This is a genomic window from Falsiroseomonas sp. HC035 (assembly GCF_050563525.1).
Taxonomy (GTDB): domain Bacteria; phylum Pseudomonadota; class Alphaproteobacteria; order Acetobacterales; family Acetobacteraceae; genus Falsiroseomonas.
Genome location: NZ_JBNXUN010000005.1, coordinates 328,998 through 340,997 on the forward strand (window position 1 = coordinate 328,998; position 12,000 = coordinate 340,997).

Here is a 12,000-nt window from a genome sequence, read left to right on the forward strand (position 1 = left end):
AGATGCCGAAGATGACCTTCATCGAGCGGAACGGGATTCCGAAGGAAGTCGATGCCCCGCTCGGGCTCTCGGTGCTCGAGATCGCGCACAAGCATGGCGTCGATATCGAGGGCGCCTGCGAGGGGTCGCTCGCGTGTTCCACCTGCCATGTCGTGGTCGATGCCGGCTGGTACGGCAAGCTGGCCGGCGCGACGGAGGATGAGGAGGACATGCTGGACCTCGCCTTCGACCTGCAGGAGACCTCGCGCCTTGGCTGCCAGATCATCATGACGGATGCGCTCGACGGGCTGGTGGTGAAGCTGCCCTCCGGCACGCGCAACGCCGGCGGCTGATGGCCCCGGCCATGGTCCAGGCCTGGGAGACGGAGTTCGGCGCGGAGGGCGGGCTGTTCCGCCGGCTGCGCGCGGAAGCGGCCACGGATTGGCAGGCCTACACCTGGCATGACTTCGTGCGCCGGCTGTCGGACGGCACGCTGCCGCTGGCGGCGTTCCGCGACTTCCTGATCCAGGACTACCTGTTCCTGATCCACTTCGCTCGCGCCCAGGCGCTGGCGGTCTTCAAGGCCGAGAGCCTCGCGGCCATGCGCCAGAAGTCGGGCTCGATCGCGGCCATTCTGGAGGAGACCGCACTGCACCTCGGCTACTGCGCCGAATGGGGCATCGCCGAGGCCACCGTGCGCGCCACGCCGGAATCGGCGGAGACGGTCAGCTACACACGCTACGTCATCGACCGTGGCCTGGCCGGGGACATCCTGGACCTGGAGGTGGCGCTGGCGCCCTGCACCGTGGGCTATGGCGAGGTCGCGCTGCGGATCCTGGCCGACCCGAACCGCATGCTGCAGGGCAACCCCTACCAGAGCTGGATCGAGGCCTACGCCGCGCCCGCCTACCAGGCGCTGGCTCGCGGCGCGGCGGCGCGGATCGATGCGCTGGGCGAGAGCCATGGCGGCAGTGCGCGTTTTCCCCTGCTCGCCGCGACCTTTGGCGAGGCGGCGCGGTTGGAGCAGCGCTTCTGGCAGCAGGGGCTGGACGCGGCGGGATGAAGGTTCTCGTGGCCATGTCGGGCGGCGTGGACAGCAGCGTCGTGGCCGCGCTGCTGGTGGAGCAGGGGCACGAGGTGATCGGCGCCACCTTGCAGCTTTATAACCACGGCGCCGCCATCCAGAAGAAGGGCGCCTGCTGCGCCGGGCAGGACATCCACGATGCCCGCCGTGTGGCGGACAGCCTCGGCATCCCGCACTACGTGCTGGACCGCGAGCAGCGCTTCCGCGAAGCGGTGATCGACGATTTCGCGGATACCTACGCGCGCGGCGAAACGCCTATCCCCTGCATCCGCTGCAACCAGACGGTGAAGTTCCAGGACCTGGTGGCGCTGGCCGAGGATCTGGGGTGCGAGGCGCTGGCCACCGGCCATTATGCCCGCCGCGTGGAAGGCCCCCAGGGGGCGGAACTGCACCGCGCCGCGGATCATGCGCGTGACCAGTCCTATTTCCTGTTCGCCACCACCCGCGCCCAGTTGCAGTTCGCCCGCTTTCCGCTGGGCGACATGCCGGACAAGGCCGCGGTACGCGCCGTGGCGCAGCGGCTCGGCCTGGCGGTGGCGGCGAAACCGGACAGCCAGGACATCTGCTTCGTGCCGGAAGGCAGCTACGACCGCCTGGTGGCGAAGCTGCGGCCGGAAACTGCGGAGCCCGGCGAGATCGTCGACCTGGAGGGCCAGGTGCTCGGCCTGCACCAGGGCATCGGCCGCTACACGGTCGGGCAGGGGCGCGGCCTCGGCCTGGGTGGTGGTGCCGGCGAACGGCTGTTCGTCACGGCGATCGAACCTGGCCGCCGGCGCATCGTGGTAGCGCCCCGCGCCTCGCTGGCCCGGACCGAGGCGACGGCCGGCGAGGTGAACTGGCTGGTCCCGCCACCCGCCACGCCCCGCACGGTCCAGGTCAAGCTACGGGGGCGGGAGGCGCCGCGCGCGGCGGAGGTGGCGTGGGATGCCGGCGCCGGCCTGCTGCACCTGACGCTGGCGGAGCCCAACATCGTCGCCGCCGGCCAGGCCTGTGTGCTCTACGATGGCGACCAGGTGCTCGGCGGCGGCTTCCTGCGGGCCGCCAGCGTTGCCGCGCCCAACGTTGACAGGGGCGGGGTGGCGGCGTAATCGCGGCGCCGCTTCAGCGACATCCAATTCGGAGTCCGGGGCGGCGTAGCTCAGCTGGTTAGAGCACGGCACTCATAATGCCGGGGTCAGCGGTTCAAGTCCGCTCGCCGCTACCAACATCCCGCCGGCGCCGGGCGCGCGGGGAAAGCCTTCCCATAGTGTCATCGACAAATTCTTGGGAAGACCTGATTCGCGACTCTGGCAACCGAACGCGACCTAATAACGTTGATGCAAACGTGGGCAGCCTGCCATTCCCCGGAGCACAGCGTGGCCTTTGCGCGACAGGTCCTGGTAGTCGAAGACGATGCTGGATTGCGTCGCCTCCTGACTGACGTCATCCCGACCGACCCAGCCTTGGCCGCCGATGGGGCCGGCAGCATCGCGGAGGCGGAGGCGCTGCTGGCTGCATCCGGCAACGGATATGACGCGATCCTGCTCGATTTGGGCCTGCCGGACGGCGATGGGGGCGAATTCTGCGAGCGTCTGCGGCAACGCGGCGTCACCTGCCCCATCATCATGCTGACCGGTTGCGTCGCGCGGGGCGACCTCGGCCGCGGCCTCGATTGCGGCGCCAGCGACTATCTCTCCAAGCCAGTCAGCGTTGCCGAGTTGATGAGGCGTCTGCGCCGGCAGATGGACCTCGCCCTGCCGCTGGAACGCTGAAGGTCCGGGTCAGGCCGGCGGCAGCCGCAGCGCGCCATCCAGGCGGATCGTCTCGCCGTTGAGCAGCGGGTTCGCCGCGATCGCCAGCACCATCGCCGCGTATTCCTCCGGCCGGCCGAGGCGGGGTGGGAACAGCGGCATCTTCCCCAGGCTCTCGCGCGCCTCCGGCGTCAGGGTGTCCATCAGCGGGGTGTGGAACAGGCCGGGGGCGAGCGTCACCACCCGCACGCCGAACCGCGAAAGCTCGCGCGCCGCCGGCAGGGTCAGCGCCACGACGCCGCCCTTGGAGGCGGCATAGGCGCATTGGCCGATCTGGCCCTCATAGGCGGCGATGGAGGCGGTGGCGACGACCAGTCCGCGCTGGCCATCGGGCAACGGCTCGTTCGCTGTCATCCGCGCGGCGGCCAGGCGCAGCAGGTTGAAGGTGCCGACCAGGTTCACGCGGATCACCCGCTCGAACAGCGCCAGGTCGTGCGGGCCCTGGCGCCCGGCGACGCGGCCGGCCGGGGCGATGCCGGCGCAGGCCACGGCGATGCGCAGCGGGCCGAGGCCGGCGGCGGCCTCCACCGCCTGCGCCATCGGCGCTTCCTCCGCCACGTCGCCGGCCACCGCGATGCCGCCGATGCGGGCCGCCACCGCCTGCGCGGCGGCTGCGTTGATGTCCAGCACGACGACCTTCGCGCCGGCGGCCGCCAGCGCCTCCGCCGTCGCGGCGCCGAGGCCGGAGCCGCCGCCGGTGACCAGCGCCGATGTGCCGTGCAAATCCATGCTCAGGCCTCCCCCGCCTTGGCCGCCCGCTTCTCCAGGAACGCGGCGAGGCCAGCCTGGGCTTCCGGGCCGGTCTGCGCCAGGGCGGCCATCATGCTCTCGACGAACAAGCCATCCTCCTCCGACATGTCCTGGATGCGCGGCAGCGCCTGCAGCACGCCGAGCACCGTCAGCGGCGCCATTTTCGCAATCTTGGCCGCCAACTCTCCGGCCTTTTCCAGGGCGCCGCCAAGCAAGGTGACGTAGGTGACGAGGCCGGCGCGCTCCGCCGCCGCGGCGTCCAGCGCGCGCCCTGTCAGCATCATGTCCGCCATCCGCGCGGCGCCGATGATGCGGGCGACATGCACGCTGGCGCCACCGCCGACGAAGATGCCGCGGGAGCCTTCGGGCAGGGCGAAAAAGGCGGTCTCATCCGCCACGCGGATGTGGCAGGCGGCGGCCAGTTCCAGCCCGCCGCCGACGCAGGCGCCGTGCACCGCCGCCACCGTCGGCACCCGCCCGCCGCGGATGCGCCGGAACACCGCGTGCCAGCCGCGCGAATGGTGGAACACCGCCGCCGCGTCGCGCGCGGTGTGTTCGGACAGGTCGAGGCCGGCGGAGAAGCAGGGGCCGTGGCCGAACAGGACGATCGCCCGCGCGCCGTCCTGCGCCTCGGCCACCGTGGCGTCGAGCGCGGCAAGCAGTCCGTCGTTGATGGCGTTGCGCTTGGCCGGGCGGTTCAGGCCGATCCAGGCGACGCCGTCGCGAAGCTCCACGCTGACCGGGTCCATCGGCGCTCCCCTATAGTTATACGTCATAACGCTAGGCGCCGAAGCCGGTGGCGGGCAAGCCTCAGCCGCGGGCGATGCGTCGGAGCGCGGACAGCAGCGCGGCGCGTTCGGCGGCATCCAGCGCGGTGGCCAGATACGCCTCGGTCTGCGCTTCCGCCGCCTCGCCCTGCCGCAGCAGCGCAACCCCAGCCGGCGTCAGGCGCAGGCGGTTGGCGCGGCGGTTGCCGGCTTCCTCGGTCCGCTGGATCAGGCCCTCGGCCTCAAGCGCCGCCAGCAGCACCGTGAGGTTGGATGGCTTGATATGCAGCGCCTCCGCCAGCACCGCCTGGCGGATATCCGGATTCGCCTCCAGCAGCAGCAGCACGCCGAGGCGGCCGGGCGTCAGGCCGAGCGGGCCGATGGCGCGGTGCAGCGTGTCGAAACTCGCCTGTTGGGCCAGGCGCAGCCAGAAGCCGAGCTTGTCGTCGAGCGGCGACAGGTCGGCGTCTGGCGGCGCCTGGGCTTCGGCGGCGCGGCGGCGGGGGATGGCCATGCGCATCTGTTACAGGATGCCGGGTGGGCCTTGAAGGGGGCGTGGGCTTCTTGTTATGGTGCATAACAATAATGGCGTCGGGGGGATTGGGATGTCCGCAGCTTCCAGGTCGCCGGCCGCGAGACCGATGGGGGCGGCCCCGGTGCGCTTCACGGCGCGGCCGGATGGCACGCTGCTGGTCACGCCCATCCCGGCGCTCGGCGCCTATCCGCGCAGCCTGACGGAAAGCCTGGCGCAATACGCGGCGGAGGCGCCGGAGCGCACGCTGATCGCGCAGCGCGACGCGGCTCTGGGTGGCGATTGGCGGCGGATTTCCTATCGCGAGATGTGGCGCGCGGTGCAGTCGCTGGGCCAGGCGCTGCTGGATCGCGGGCTGTCGGCGGAACGCCCGCTGGTGTTTCTTTCGGGCAACTGCCTGGAACAGGCGATGTTGACGCTGGCGGCGCTGCATGTCGGCGTGCCGGTGGCGCCGGTCTCGCCCAGCTATTCCCTGCTGGCGACGGATTTCGTGAAGCTGCGACACTGCCTTGCGCTGCTGACGCCCGGGATGGTGTTCGCGAATGATGGTTCGCGCTTCGCGGCAGCGATTGCCGCCTGCGTGCAGCCCGGGTGCGAGGTGGTGGCGACGCGCGACGGGCCTGCGGGTGCGACCGCCTTCGCGGACCTCATCGCCACCACGCCCCGCGCCGCCGTGGCCGAAGCAGCCGCGAAGGTCGATCCCGACGCCCCCGCAAAAATCCTGTTCACCTCCGGGTCCACGGGGCAGCCCAAGGGCGTGATCAACACGCAGCGCATGCTCTGTTCGAACCAGCAGATGCTGCGGGAGGCGTTTCCCTTCGTGGCGGAGGAGCCGCCGGTGCTGCTGGATTGGCTGCCCTGGCACCACACCTTCGGCGGCAACCACAATTTCGGCCTGGCGCTGTACAATGGCGGCACGCTGTACATGGATGACGGCCGGCCAGTGCCCGGCGGCTACGCGGAATCGCTGCGCAACCTGCGCGAGATCGCCACTTCCATCCACTTCAATGTGCCGCGTGGCTTCGAGGAACTGGTGCACCATCTGAGCGAGGATGCGGCGCTGCGGGCGCGCTTCTTCTCCCGGCTGCACATCATGTTCTACTCCGCCGCTGGTCTGCCGCAGCACATCTGGGACGCGCTGGATCGCCTGGCGCTGGCGGAATGCGGCCGGCGCATCCCGATGTTCACCGGCCTGGGCGCGACGGAGACGGCGCCGTTCTGCCTGATCGTGCGCGAGGGGTTTTCCCAGTCCGGCGCCGTCGGCCTGCCGGCGCCGGGGATCGAGATGAAGCTGGCGCCCGTGGCGGGCAAGATGGAGGCGCGGGTGAGGGGCCCGTCCATCACGCCGGGATACTGGCGCAACCCGGAGGCGACCGAGGCGGCCTTCGACGAGGAAGGCTTCTACCGCTTCGGCGATGCGCTGGTGCCGCTCGACCCCACAGACCTGCACAAGGGTTTCCGGTTCGACGGGCGGATCACCGAGGACTTCAAGATGGCCACCGGCACCTGGGTCAGCGTCGGCCCGCTGCGCGCGCGCGTGACGGAAGCCTGCGCGCCCTATGTGAAGGACGTGGTGATCGCCGGCCAGGATCGCGACGCGCTGGCCGCGATCCTGCTGCCGGAACGTGAGGCGGTGGCGGGGCTTCCGGCCAATGAACTGCGCGCACGGCTGGCCGGGAGGCTGGCGGCGCTGGCGGCGACGGCGACCGGCAGTTCGAACCGCATCGCCCGCGCCGTGCTGCTCGAGGCACCATTGTCGCTGGAAGCCGGCGAGATTACCGACAAGGGCTCGATCAACCAGCGCGCGGTGCTGGCGCAGCGCGCCGCGCTGGTCGAGGCGCTGTATGCCGATCCGCCTGGCGCCGACATCATCATCTGCACGGAGCCCTCCGCATGACCGCGCTGCACACCGAATGGCGAGATGCCTGGCTGCTCGCCGGCGCCCGCACGCCCTTCGCCGATCTCGGCGGGCCGCTAGGCAAGGTCTCGCCGATCGATCTCGGCATCCGCGCGGCGCGCGGGGCCATCGCGAAGGCGGGCGTGCCGGCTGAGGAGATCGGCCATGTCGTCGCCGGGTCGGTCGCGCAGGCCAGCTTCGATGCCTACATGCTGCCGCGCCACATCGGTCTGTACGCCGGCGTGCCGCAGGACGTGCCGGCGCTGCTGGTACAGCGGGTCTGCGGCACGGGGATCGAGGCGCTGGTACAGGGCGCGACCGCGGTGGACCGCCAGGATGCCGGGCTTTCGCTGTGTGTCGGCGCGGAAAGCATGAGCCGCAACCCGATCGCCGCCTACACCCATCGCGGCGGCTTCGACCTCGGCGCGCCGGTGGAGTTCAAGGACTTCCTGTGGGAGGCGCTGGACGACCCAGCCTGCGGGCTGAGCATGGGCGGCACGGCGGAGGAACTCGCGAAGCGCCACGGCATTTCCCGCGCCGAGGTGGACGCCTATGCGGCCCGGTCCTTCGAGCGCGCGCTGGCGGCGCGCGAGGCCGGGTTCTTCGACGACGAGATCGTGCCGGTGGTGCCCGAGACATTTGCACGAGAGGGCCTGCGCGACCGCGGCATCGCGCTGCCGCGCCGGGTGGCGGAGGTGGCGGCCGACACCCATCCGCGACCCTCGTCCATCGAGGCATTGGCAAAAATCCGGCCGGCCTTCGGTGGCGTACAGACCGGTGGCAATTCCTCCGCGGTGGTCGATGGCGCGGCGGCGGCGCTGGTGTGCAGCGGTGCCTTCGCGAGGGGCCGCGCGCCGCTGGCGCGGCTGGTGGCGGCGGCGGCGGTAGGCTGCCCGCCGGAGATCATGGGCATCGGCCCGGTGCCGGCGATCCGCGCGCTGCTGGACCGCGCCGGGCTGCGGCTCGACCAGATCGACCTGGTCGAGATCAACGAGGCTTTCGGCGCGCAGGTCATGGCCTGTTCGCGGGAGCTCGGCCTGGATGAGGCGCGGCTGAACGTGCACGGCGGCGCCATCGCGCTCGGGCATCCGCTGGCCGCCACCGGATTGCGGCTCGCGCTGACCTGCGCGCGGGCGCTGCGGCTGCGCGGCGGGCGCTACGGCATCGCCTCGGCCTGTATCGGCGGCGGGCAGGGCATCGCGCTGTTGATCGAGGCGGCATGACCACGCTGCTCAACACCCGCGCCGTCACCATCGCTTGGGGCGATTGCGACCCGGCCGGCATCGTCTTCTACCCGCGCTACTTCGAGTATTTCGATGCCTGCACCGCCGCCCTGTTCCAGCGCGCGCTCGGCATGCCGAAGATCCGCTGGACGGCAGCGCACGGCATCGTCGGTATCCCGATGGTGGATACGCGCTCGAAGTTCTCGATTCCCTCGGTGTTCGGCGACGAGGTGGTGGTGGAAAGCCGCGTCGCTGGCTTCCGCCGTTCCAGCTTCGACGTCCACCACCGCCTGCTGCGCCCGGATGGCGCGCTGGGCGTGGAGGGGTTCGAGACCCGCGTCTGGGCGGCCAGGCACCCGGACGACCCCGGCCGCATCAAGGGCGTGCCGATCCCGGCCGAGGTCATCGCCGCCTTCGGCTGAGGTTATGCCACATAACAATGGTGCCGCCCGGCGGCACCGTGCAGAGTGTGAACAGACACCGGCGCAACGACGCCGACAGGAGGAGCATCAAGGATGAGCATCGTCATCGGGCGCCGCGGCGCCCTCGGTCTCGGCGCCGCCATCGCCACATCCGGCTTCCGGCCGGCCTCGGCGCAGACCATCAACCGCACCGTGCGCGCCATCGTCGGCTTCCCGGCCGGCGGGTCGTCCGACGTTGTCGCGCGGCTCTATGCCGACAAGCTGCGCGGCATCTACGCGCAGAACATCATCGTGGAGGGCCGCGTCGGCGCTGCCGGGCGCATCGCGGTGGAGGCGGTGAAGGCCGGCGAGGCGGATGGCAGCATCTACCTGCAGACCCCGGCCTCCATGCTCACCCTGCAACCGCACGTCTTCCCGCGGGAGGTGCGCTACGACGCGCTGACCGACCTGATCCCGGTCTCCACCGTCTGCACCTTCCCCTTCGCCATTGCCGTGCCGAGCAGCCATCCGGCGAAGACGCTGGCGGAGTTGATCACCTGGCTGAAGGCGCAGAGCGGCGACGTGCCCTTCGCCTCCCCGGCCGCCGGCTCCGCGCCGCATTTCCTCGGCGTGATGCTCGGCAAGAAGATCGGCGCGCGGCTGACGCATGTGCCGTATCGCGGCGCGGCGCCGGCGATGCTGGACCTGGTTGGCGGGCGGCTGCCGGTGTTCGTGGGCGTGCTCGGCGACATCTCGCCGCAGCATGGCAGCGGGGCGCGGATGCTCGCGGTGTCCTCCGAGCGGCGCAATCCGCGCTACCCGGACCTGCCGACCTTCGCCGAACTCGGGCACCCCGAGATGAACAAGGACGAGTGGTTCGGTGCGCTGCTGCCGGCCAATACGCCCGCCAACATCGTCAACGCGCTGCACGCCGCCATCGTGCAGGTGGCGCGGTCGCCGGACATGGTGGCGGCGCTGGATCGGCTGGAATACCTGCCGACGGTGTCCGCCAGCCCGGCCGCCTTCGCCGAGCGCATCCGGCAGGAACGGGCGGAGTGGGGACCCATCGTACGCGACAGCGGCTTCCAGCCCGAGAACTGAGCAATTGCGGCCGGGTGCCTTGGCGGCGCCCGGCTGCTGCCATGGCCATCCGCGATACCGGCGCGAAGACCAGTTGCGCTCCTGCCCCGGCTTTGGGATGGGTAGGGCTCCGGTCATCACGGCCGCGTGAGATTCCATGCCCGATGGACAGACCCTGACCGCGCCGCCCCGCACGGCATCGCCCGTCACGGCGGATGCCGTGGCGATCCTGCTGCTGCTGGTCGCGGTGGTGCTGCTGCGGCTGAGTTCCTTCGTGCCGGCTGTCGTCGATACCGACGAGGGCCTGTACATGGTGCAGGCCCGCGAATGGTTGCGCGGTGGCTGGCCACTGGTCGCCGCCTGGGACATGCACCCGGTCGGCGCGCCGGCGATGTTTGCGGTGGCTTTCCTGCTGTTCGGCGTCTCGGTGGAGGCGGTGCGTCTGCTGGGCCTGATCTGCGTCTTCGGCACCGCCTGCGGGTTGTTCGCGGCGGCGCGGGTGGCGGGGGCGCCGCGCGCGGTGGGGGCGGGGGCGGGCGTGACTTATGCCGCGCATTCGCTGCTGCTCAGCGGGCTGTGCACCAATACGGAGTTGCTGATAGCGCCCTTCATCACCGCCGCCATGGCGATCGGGATCCGCGCTGCGGCGCGGGCCGAGCCTCCCGGATGGGGAGCCTTGGCGGCGATGGGGCTGCTGGTGGGCTGGGCGCTGCTGGTGAAGCAGGTGGTGGCGCCGGCCGGATGCCTCGCCTTCGCGCTGCTGGTGGGGCCGGCCTGGTGGCGCGGGGTGCTGTCATGGCGCCGGGTGCTGGTGATGGCGGCGGCCTATGCCGGGCTATGCGCGGCGCCGATCCTGCTGATGGGGCTGGCCTACTGGGTGCAGGGCTGGCTGCCGCAGTACCTGGATGGATCGCTGCTGGCGCCGGTCCGCTACTCGATGGAGCGCATCGCCCCGGCCGAGGCCTGGCGCCGGATCGGCACGGCCGCGCTGCCGCTGGGACTCGCCCTGGGTGCCGCGCTGGTGGCGCTGGCGGCGTGGCGGGCGCGCGGGCCGATGGCGCTGCTGACCGTGGTGGCGCTGGCCTGGTTCGTCACGGAATCCCTGGCCATCGCCGGACCCGGCTTCTACTTCGCGCACTACTTCCTGCTGTGGCTGCCGCCCTTGTCCCTGCTGGCGGCGATCGGCGCCTGGTGGCTGGCGCGGGCGGTGGCGCAGCCGCATCGGGTGCGCGCGGCCTTCGCGGTGCTGGTTCTGGTGCTGGCCAGCCAGGGCTGGCTGCCGGAAGCCACCGCGCGGCTGGAACGCGGCCCCGGCCTGATGCATCGCGACCCGGTGCGGGAAGTGGCGGCCGCGGTGGCGCGCGAAGCCGGGCCGGAAGGCGACGCCTTCATCGCCAACTACCACACCAGCGTCTACGTCCTCGCCGATGTCCGCACCGCCACCCGCTTCCCCTTCCCGCCGCACCTGACTGGCGAGTTCGAGGATCTGTCAGACACCAACACCCAGTTGGAACTGACCCGCGTGCTCGCCGCGCGACCCATGGTGATCGTGGTCGATCGTGGCTGGATGCAGACCATGCGCCCCGCCGCCGCGGCCCAGGTGATGGCGACGGTGGCGGAGGCCTATGACCTGGCGGCCAGCGTGGCCGAACAGCGCGGGCCGGTGGAGATCTACCGGCTGCGCAAGCCGGCCGCCGTTCAGGGCGCGGGAAACAACGCGTCGGTGCGACCCATCAGCCAATAGGCCGTCAGTCCGACATATTCGCGCAGCGCCCATTCCGCCTGGTTCAGCCGCGCCGGGAAAGGGCCGTACCACCACAGGGACGGGTCGCGGCTGGCCGTGTAGTTCACCGGCCAGGGCGTGATCCGCCAGCCGGCCTGCCGGAACACGCCGACCGAACGGGGCATGTGGCTGGCGGAGGTTACCAGCAGCCAGGTCTCGTCGGGCTTCGGCGCCAGCATCGCATGGCTCAGGACCGCGTTTTCATGCGTGTTGCGGCTTTCGCTCTCGAACACCAGCCGCTCCGGCGCCAGGCCGAGGCTGGTGAACAGGCGGCGTGCGGTGTCGGCCTCGGTGGGACCGCCGGGCAGGACGGCCGCGCTGCCACCGGTGAAGACCAGGCGCGCGGCGGGGTGGCGCAGCGCCAGTGCCACCGCCTCCGTCATCCGCTCCGCCGCGCCGTTCAGCGCCGGGATGCCGTGCGCGTTGGTCAGGTCCTGTTCCACCGCGCCACCCAGCACGATGATGCCGGTGACCTGCGCCGGCTCCGCCGCCGGCCTCGGGAAGCGTTGCTCCAGCGGCAGCGTCAGGAAGGCGGCGACCGGCAGGCAGAAGACGGCCAGGTACCAGCCGAGCCCGAGGGTCAGCGGCCAGCGCCCGAAGCGCCGGCCACGCCAGACCAGCACCAGCCCGAGCGTCGCCAGAACCAGCGCCAGCGTGTTCGGCCGCAGCAGCGCCCACAGCACCTTGGAGGCGACGAAAGCGACTCCATCCATC

General features: G+C 71.3%; 13 protein-coding genes and 1 tRNA gene. 10 read left to right on the top strand and 4 right to left on the bottom strand.

The features are described 5' to 3' along the window. Positions 1–2: 2 nt before the first annotated feature. The 5 genes from ACLF3G_RS14040 to ACLF3G_RS14060 all read left to right on the top strand — a co-directional run bounded on the left by ACLF3G_RS14040 (position 3) and on the right by ACLF3G_RS14060 (position 2,814). Positions 3–332, top strand: a complete 330-nt coding sequence (locus ACLF3G_RS14040) for a ferredoxin family 2Fe-2S iron-sulfur cluster binding protein (protein ID WP_430670001.1) — start codon at positions 3–5, stop codon at positions 330–332. A gap of 11 nt (positions 333–343) precedes the next feature. Continuing rightward, on the top strand, positions 344–1,042 hold the full coding sequence (locus ACLF3G_RS14045) for a TenA family protein (protein WP_430670002.1): 699 nt from the start codon (positions 344–346) through the stop codon (positions 1,040–1,042). Then, the gene (gene mnmA / locus ACLF3G_RS14050) at positions 1,039–2,151 is read left to right on the top strand and encodes a tRNA 2-thiouridine(34) synthase MnmA (RefSeq protein WP_430670003.1); all 1,113 of its coding nucleotides are present in this window, start codon (positions 1,039–1,041) and stop codon (positions 2,149–2,151) included. The genes ACLF3G_RS14045 and mnmA overlap by 4 nt, the downstream gene beginning before the upstream one ends. A 39-nt stretch (positions 2,152–2,190) precedes the next feature. Further along, positions 2,191–2,267 (top strand) — tRNA-Met (locus ACLF3G_RS14055). 112 nt (positions 2,268–2,379) lie between these two features. After that, a complete protein-coding gene (locus ACLF3G_RS14060) occupies positions 2,380–2,814 on the top strand; it encodes a response regulator transcription factor (protein ID WP_430670004.1) in 435 nt (144 codons plus the stop codon). A 9-nt stretch (positions 2,815–2,823) separates the two neighbouring features. Here the strand turns inward: ACLF3G_RS14060 and ACLF3G_RS14065 are convergent, their stop codons facing one another. The 3 genes from ACLF3G_RS14065 to ACLF3G_RS14075 all read right to left on the bottom strand — a co-directional run bounded on the left by ACLF3G_RS14065 (position 2,824) and on the right by ACLF3G_RS14075 (position 4,884). Further along, a complete protein-coding gene (locus ACLF3G_RS14065; RefSeq protein ID WP_430670005.1) occupies positions 2,824–3,582 on the bottom strand; it encodes an SDR family NAD(P)-dependent oxidoreductase in 759 nt (252 codons plus the stop codon). Between the two features lie 2 nt (positions 3,583–3,584). Further along, on the bottom strand, positions 3,585–4,352 hold the full coding sequence (locus tag ACLF3G_RS14070; protein WP_430670006.1) for a crotonase/enoyl-CoA hydratase family protein: 768 nt from the start codon (positions 4,350–4,352) through the stop codon (positions 3,585–3,587). Between the two features lie 61 nt (positions 4,353–4,413). Beyond that, positions 4,414–4,884 carry a MarR family winged helix-turn-helix transcriptional regulator gene (locus ACLF3G_RS14075; RefSeq protein ID WP_430670007.1) on the bottom strand — a complete coding sequence of 157 codons (471 nt, stop codon included), beginning with the start codon at positions 4,882–4,884 and terminating at the stop codon, positions 4,414–4,416. Positions 4,885–5,011: 127 nt separating this feature from the next. On the opposite strand from ACLF3G_RS14075, the gene ACLF3G_RS14080 reads away from it, so the two are divergent. From ACLF3G_RS14080 to ACLF3G_RS14100, 5 genes are all read left to right on the top strand, one after another. Continuing rightward, positions 5,012–6,799 carry a feruloyl-CoA synthase gene (locus tag ACLF3G_RS14080; RefSeq protein WP_430670008.1) on the top strand — a complete coding sequence of 596 codons (1,788 nt, stop codon included), beginning with the start codon at positions 5,012–5,014 and terminating at the stop codon, positions 6,797–6,799. Then, positions 6,796–8,022: a thiolase family protein gene (locus tag ACLF3G_RS14085; protein ID WP_430670009.1), complete on the top strand. Its 1,227-nt coding sequence runs from the start codon at positions 6,796–6,798 to the stop codon at positions 8,020–8,022. Before ACLF3G_RS14080 ends, ACLF3G_RS14085 begins: the two co-directional genes overlap by 4 nt. Continuing rightward, the gene (locus ACLF3G_RS14090) at positions 8,019–8,444 is read left to right on the top strand and encodes an acyl-CoA thioesterase (protein WP_430670010.1); all 426 of its coding nucleotides are present in this window, start codon (positions 8,019–8,021) and stop codon (positions 8,442–8,444) included. Before ACLF3G_RS14085 ends, ACLF3G_RS14090 begins: the two co-directional genes overlap by 4 nt. Before the next feature lie 93 nt (positions 8,445–8,537). Further along, positions 8,538–9,524, top strand: coding sequence for a Bug family tripartite tricarboxylate transporter substrate binding protein (locus tag ACLF3G_RS14095; RefSeq protein ID WP_430670011.1), 987 nt, complete (start codon positions 8,538–8,540; stop codon positions 9,522–9,524). A gap of 136 nt (positions 9,525–9,660) precedes the next feature. Further along, complete coding sequence (locus ACLF3G_RS14100; RefSeq protein WP_430670012.1) at positions 9,661–11,247, top strand: ArnT family glycosyltransferase; 1,587 nt, start codon at positions 9,661–9,663, stop codon at positions 11,245–11,247. On the opposite strand, the gene ACLF3G_RS14105 is transcribed toward ACLF3G_RS14100, so the two are convergent. Then, the gene (locus tag ACLF3G_RS14105; RefSeq protein WP_430670013.1) at positions 11,202–11,999 is read right to left on the bottom strand and encodes a YdcF family protein; all 798 of its coding nucleotides are present in this window, start codon (positions 11,997–11,999) and stop codon (positions 11,202–11,204) included. The genes ACLF3G_RS14100 and ACLF3G_RS14105 overlap by 46 nt on opposite strands. Position 12,000: the final 1 nt, after the last annotated feature.

Coding starts and splice junctions, on each gene's coding strand:
- ACLF3G_RS14040 (WP_430670001.1), top strand. CDS start 3: ATGCCGAAGATGACCTTCATCGAGCGGAACGGGATTCCGAAGGAAGTC.
- ACLF3G_RS14045 (WP_430670002.1), top strand. CDS start 344: ATGGTCCAGGCCTGGGAGACGGAGTTCGGCGCGGAGGGCGGGCTGTTC.
- mnmA (WP_430670003.1), top strand. CDS start 1,039: ATGAAGGTTCTCGTGGCCATGTCGGGCGGCGTGGACAGCAGCGTCGTG.
- ACLF3G_RS14060 (WP_430670004.1), top strand. CDS start 2,380: ATGCAAACGTGGGCAGCCTGCCATTCCCCGGAGCACAGCGTGGCCTTT.
- ACLF3G_RS14065 (WP_430670005.1), bottom strand. CDS start 3,582: ATGGATTTGCACGGCACATCGGCGCTGGTCACCGGCGGCGGCTCCGGC.
- ACLF3G_RS14070 (WP_430670006.1), bottom strand. CDS start 4,352: ATGGACCCGGTCAGCGTGGAGCTTCGCGACGGCGTCGCCTGGATCGGC.
- ACLF3G_RS14075 (WP_430670007.1), bottom strand. CDS start 4,884: ATGGCCATCCCCCGCCGCCGCGCCGCCGAAGCCCAGGCGCCGCCAGAC.
- ACLF3G_RS14080 (WP_430670008.1), top strand. CDS start 5,012: ATGGGGGCGGCCCCGGTGCGCTTCACGGCGCGGCCGGATGGCACGCTG.
- ACLF3G_RS14085 (WP_430670009.1), top strand. CDS start 6,796: ATGACCGCGCTGCACACCGAATGGCGAGATGCCTGGCTGCTCGCCGGC.
- ACLF3G_RS14090 (WP_430670010.1), top strand. CDS start 8,019: ATGACCACGCTGCTCAACACCCGCGCCGTCACCATCGCTTGGGGCGAT.
- ACLF3G_RS14095 (WP_430670011.1), top strand. CDS start 8,538: ATGAGCATCGTCATCGGGCGCCGCGGCGCCCTCGGTCTCGGCGCCGCC.
- ACLF3G_RS14100 (WP_430670012.1), top strand. CDS start 9,661: ATGCCCGATGGACAGACCCTGACCGCGCCGCCCCGCACGGCATCGCCC.
- ACLF3G_RS14105 (WP_430670013.1), bottom strand. CDS start 11,999: ATGGATGGAGTCGCTTTCGTCGCCTCCAAGGTGCTGTGGGCGCTGCTG.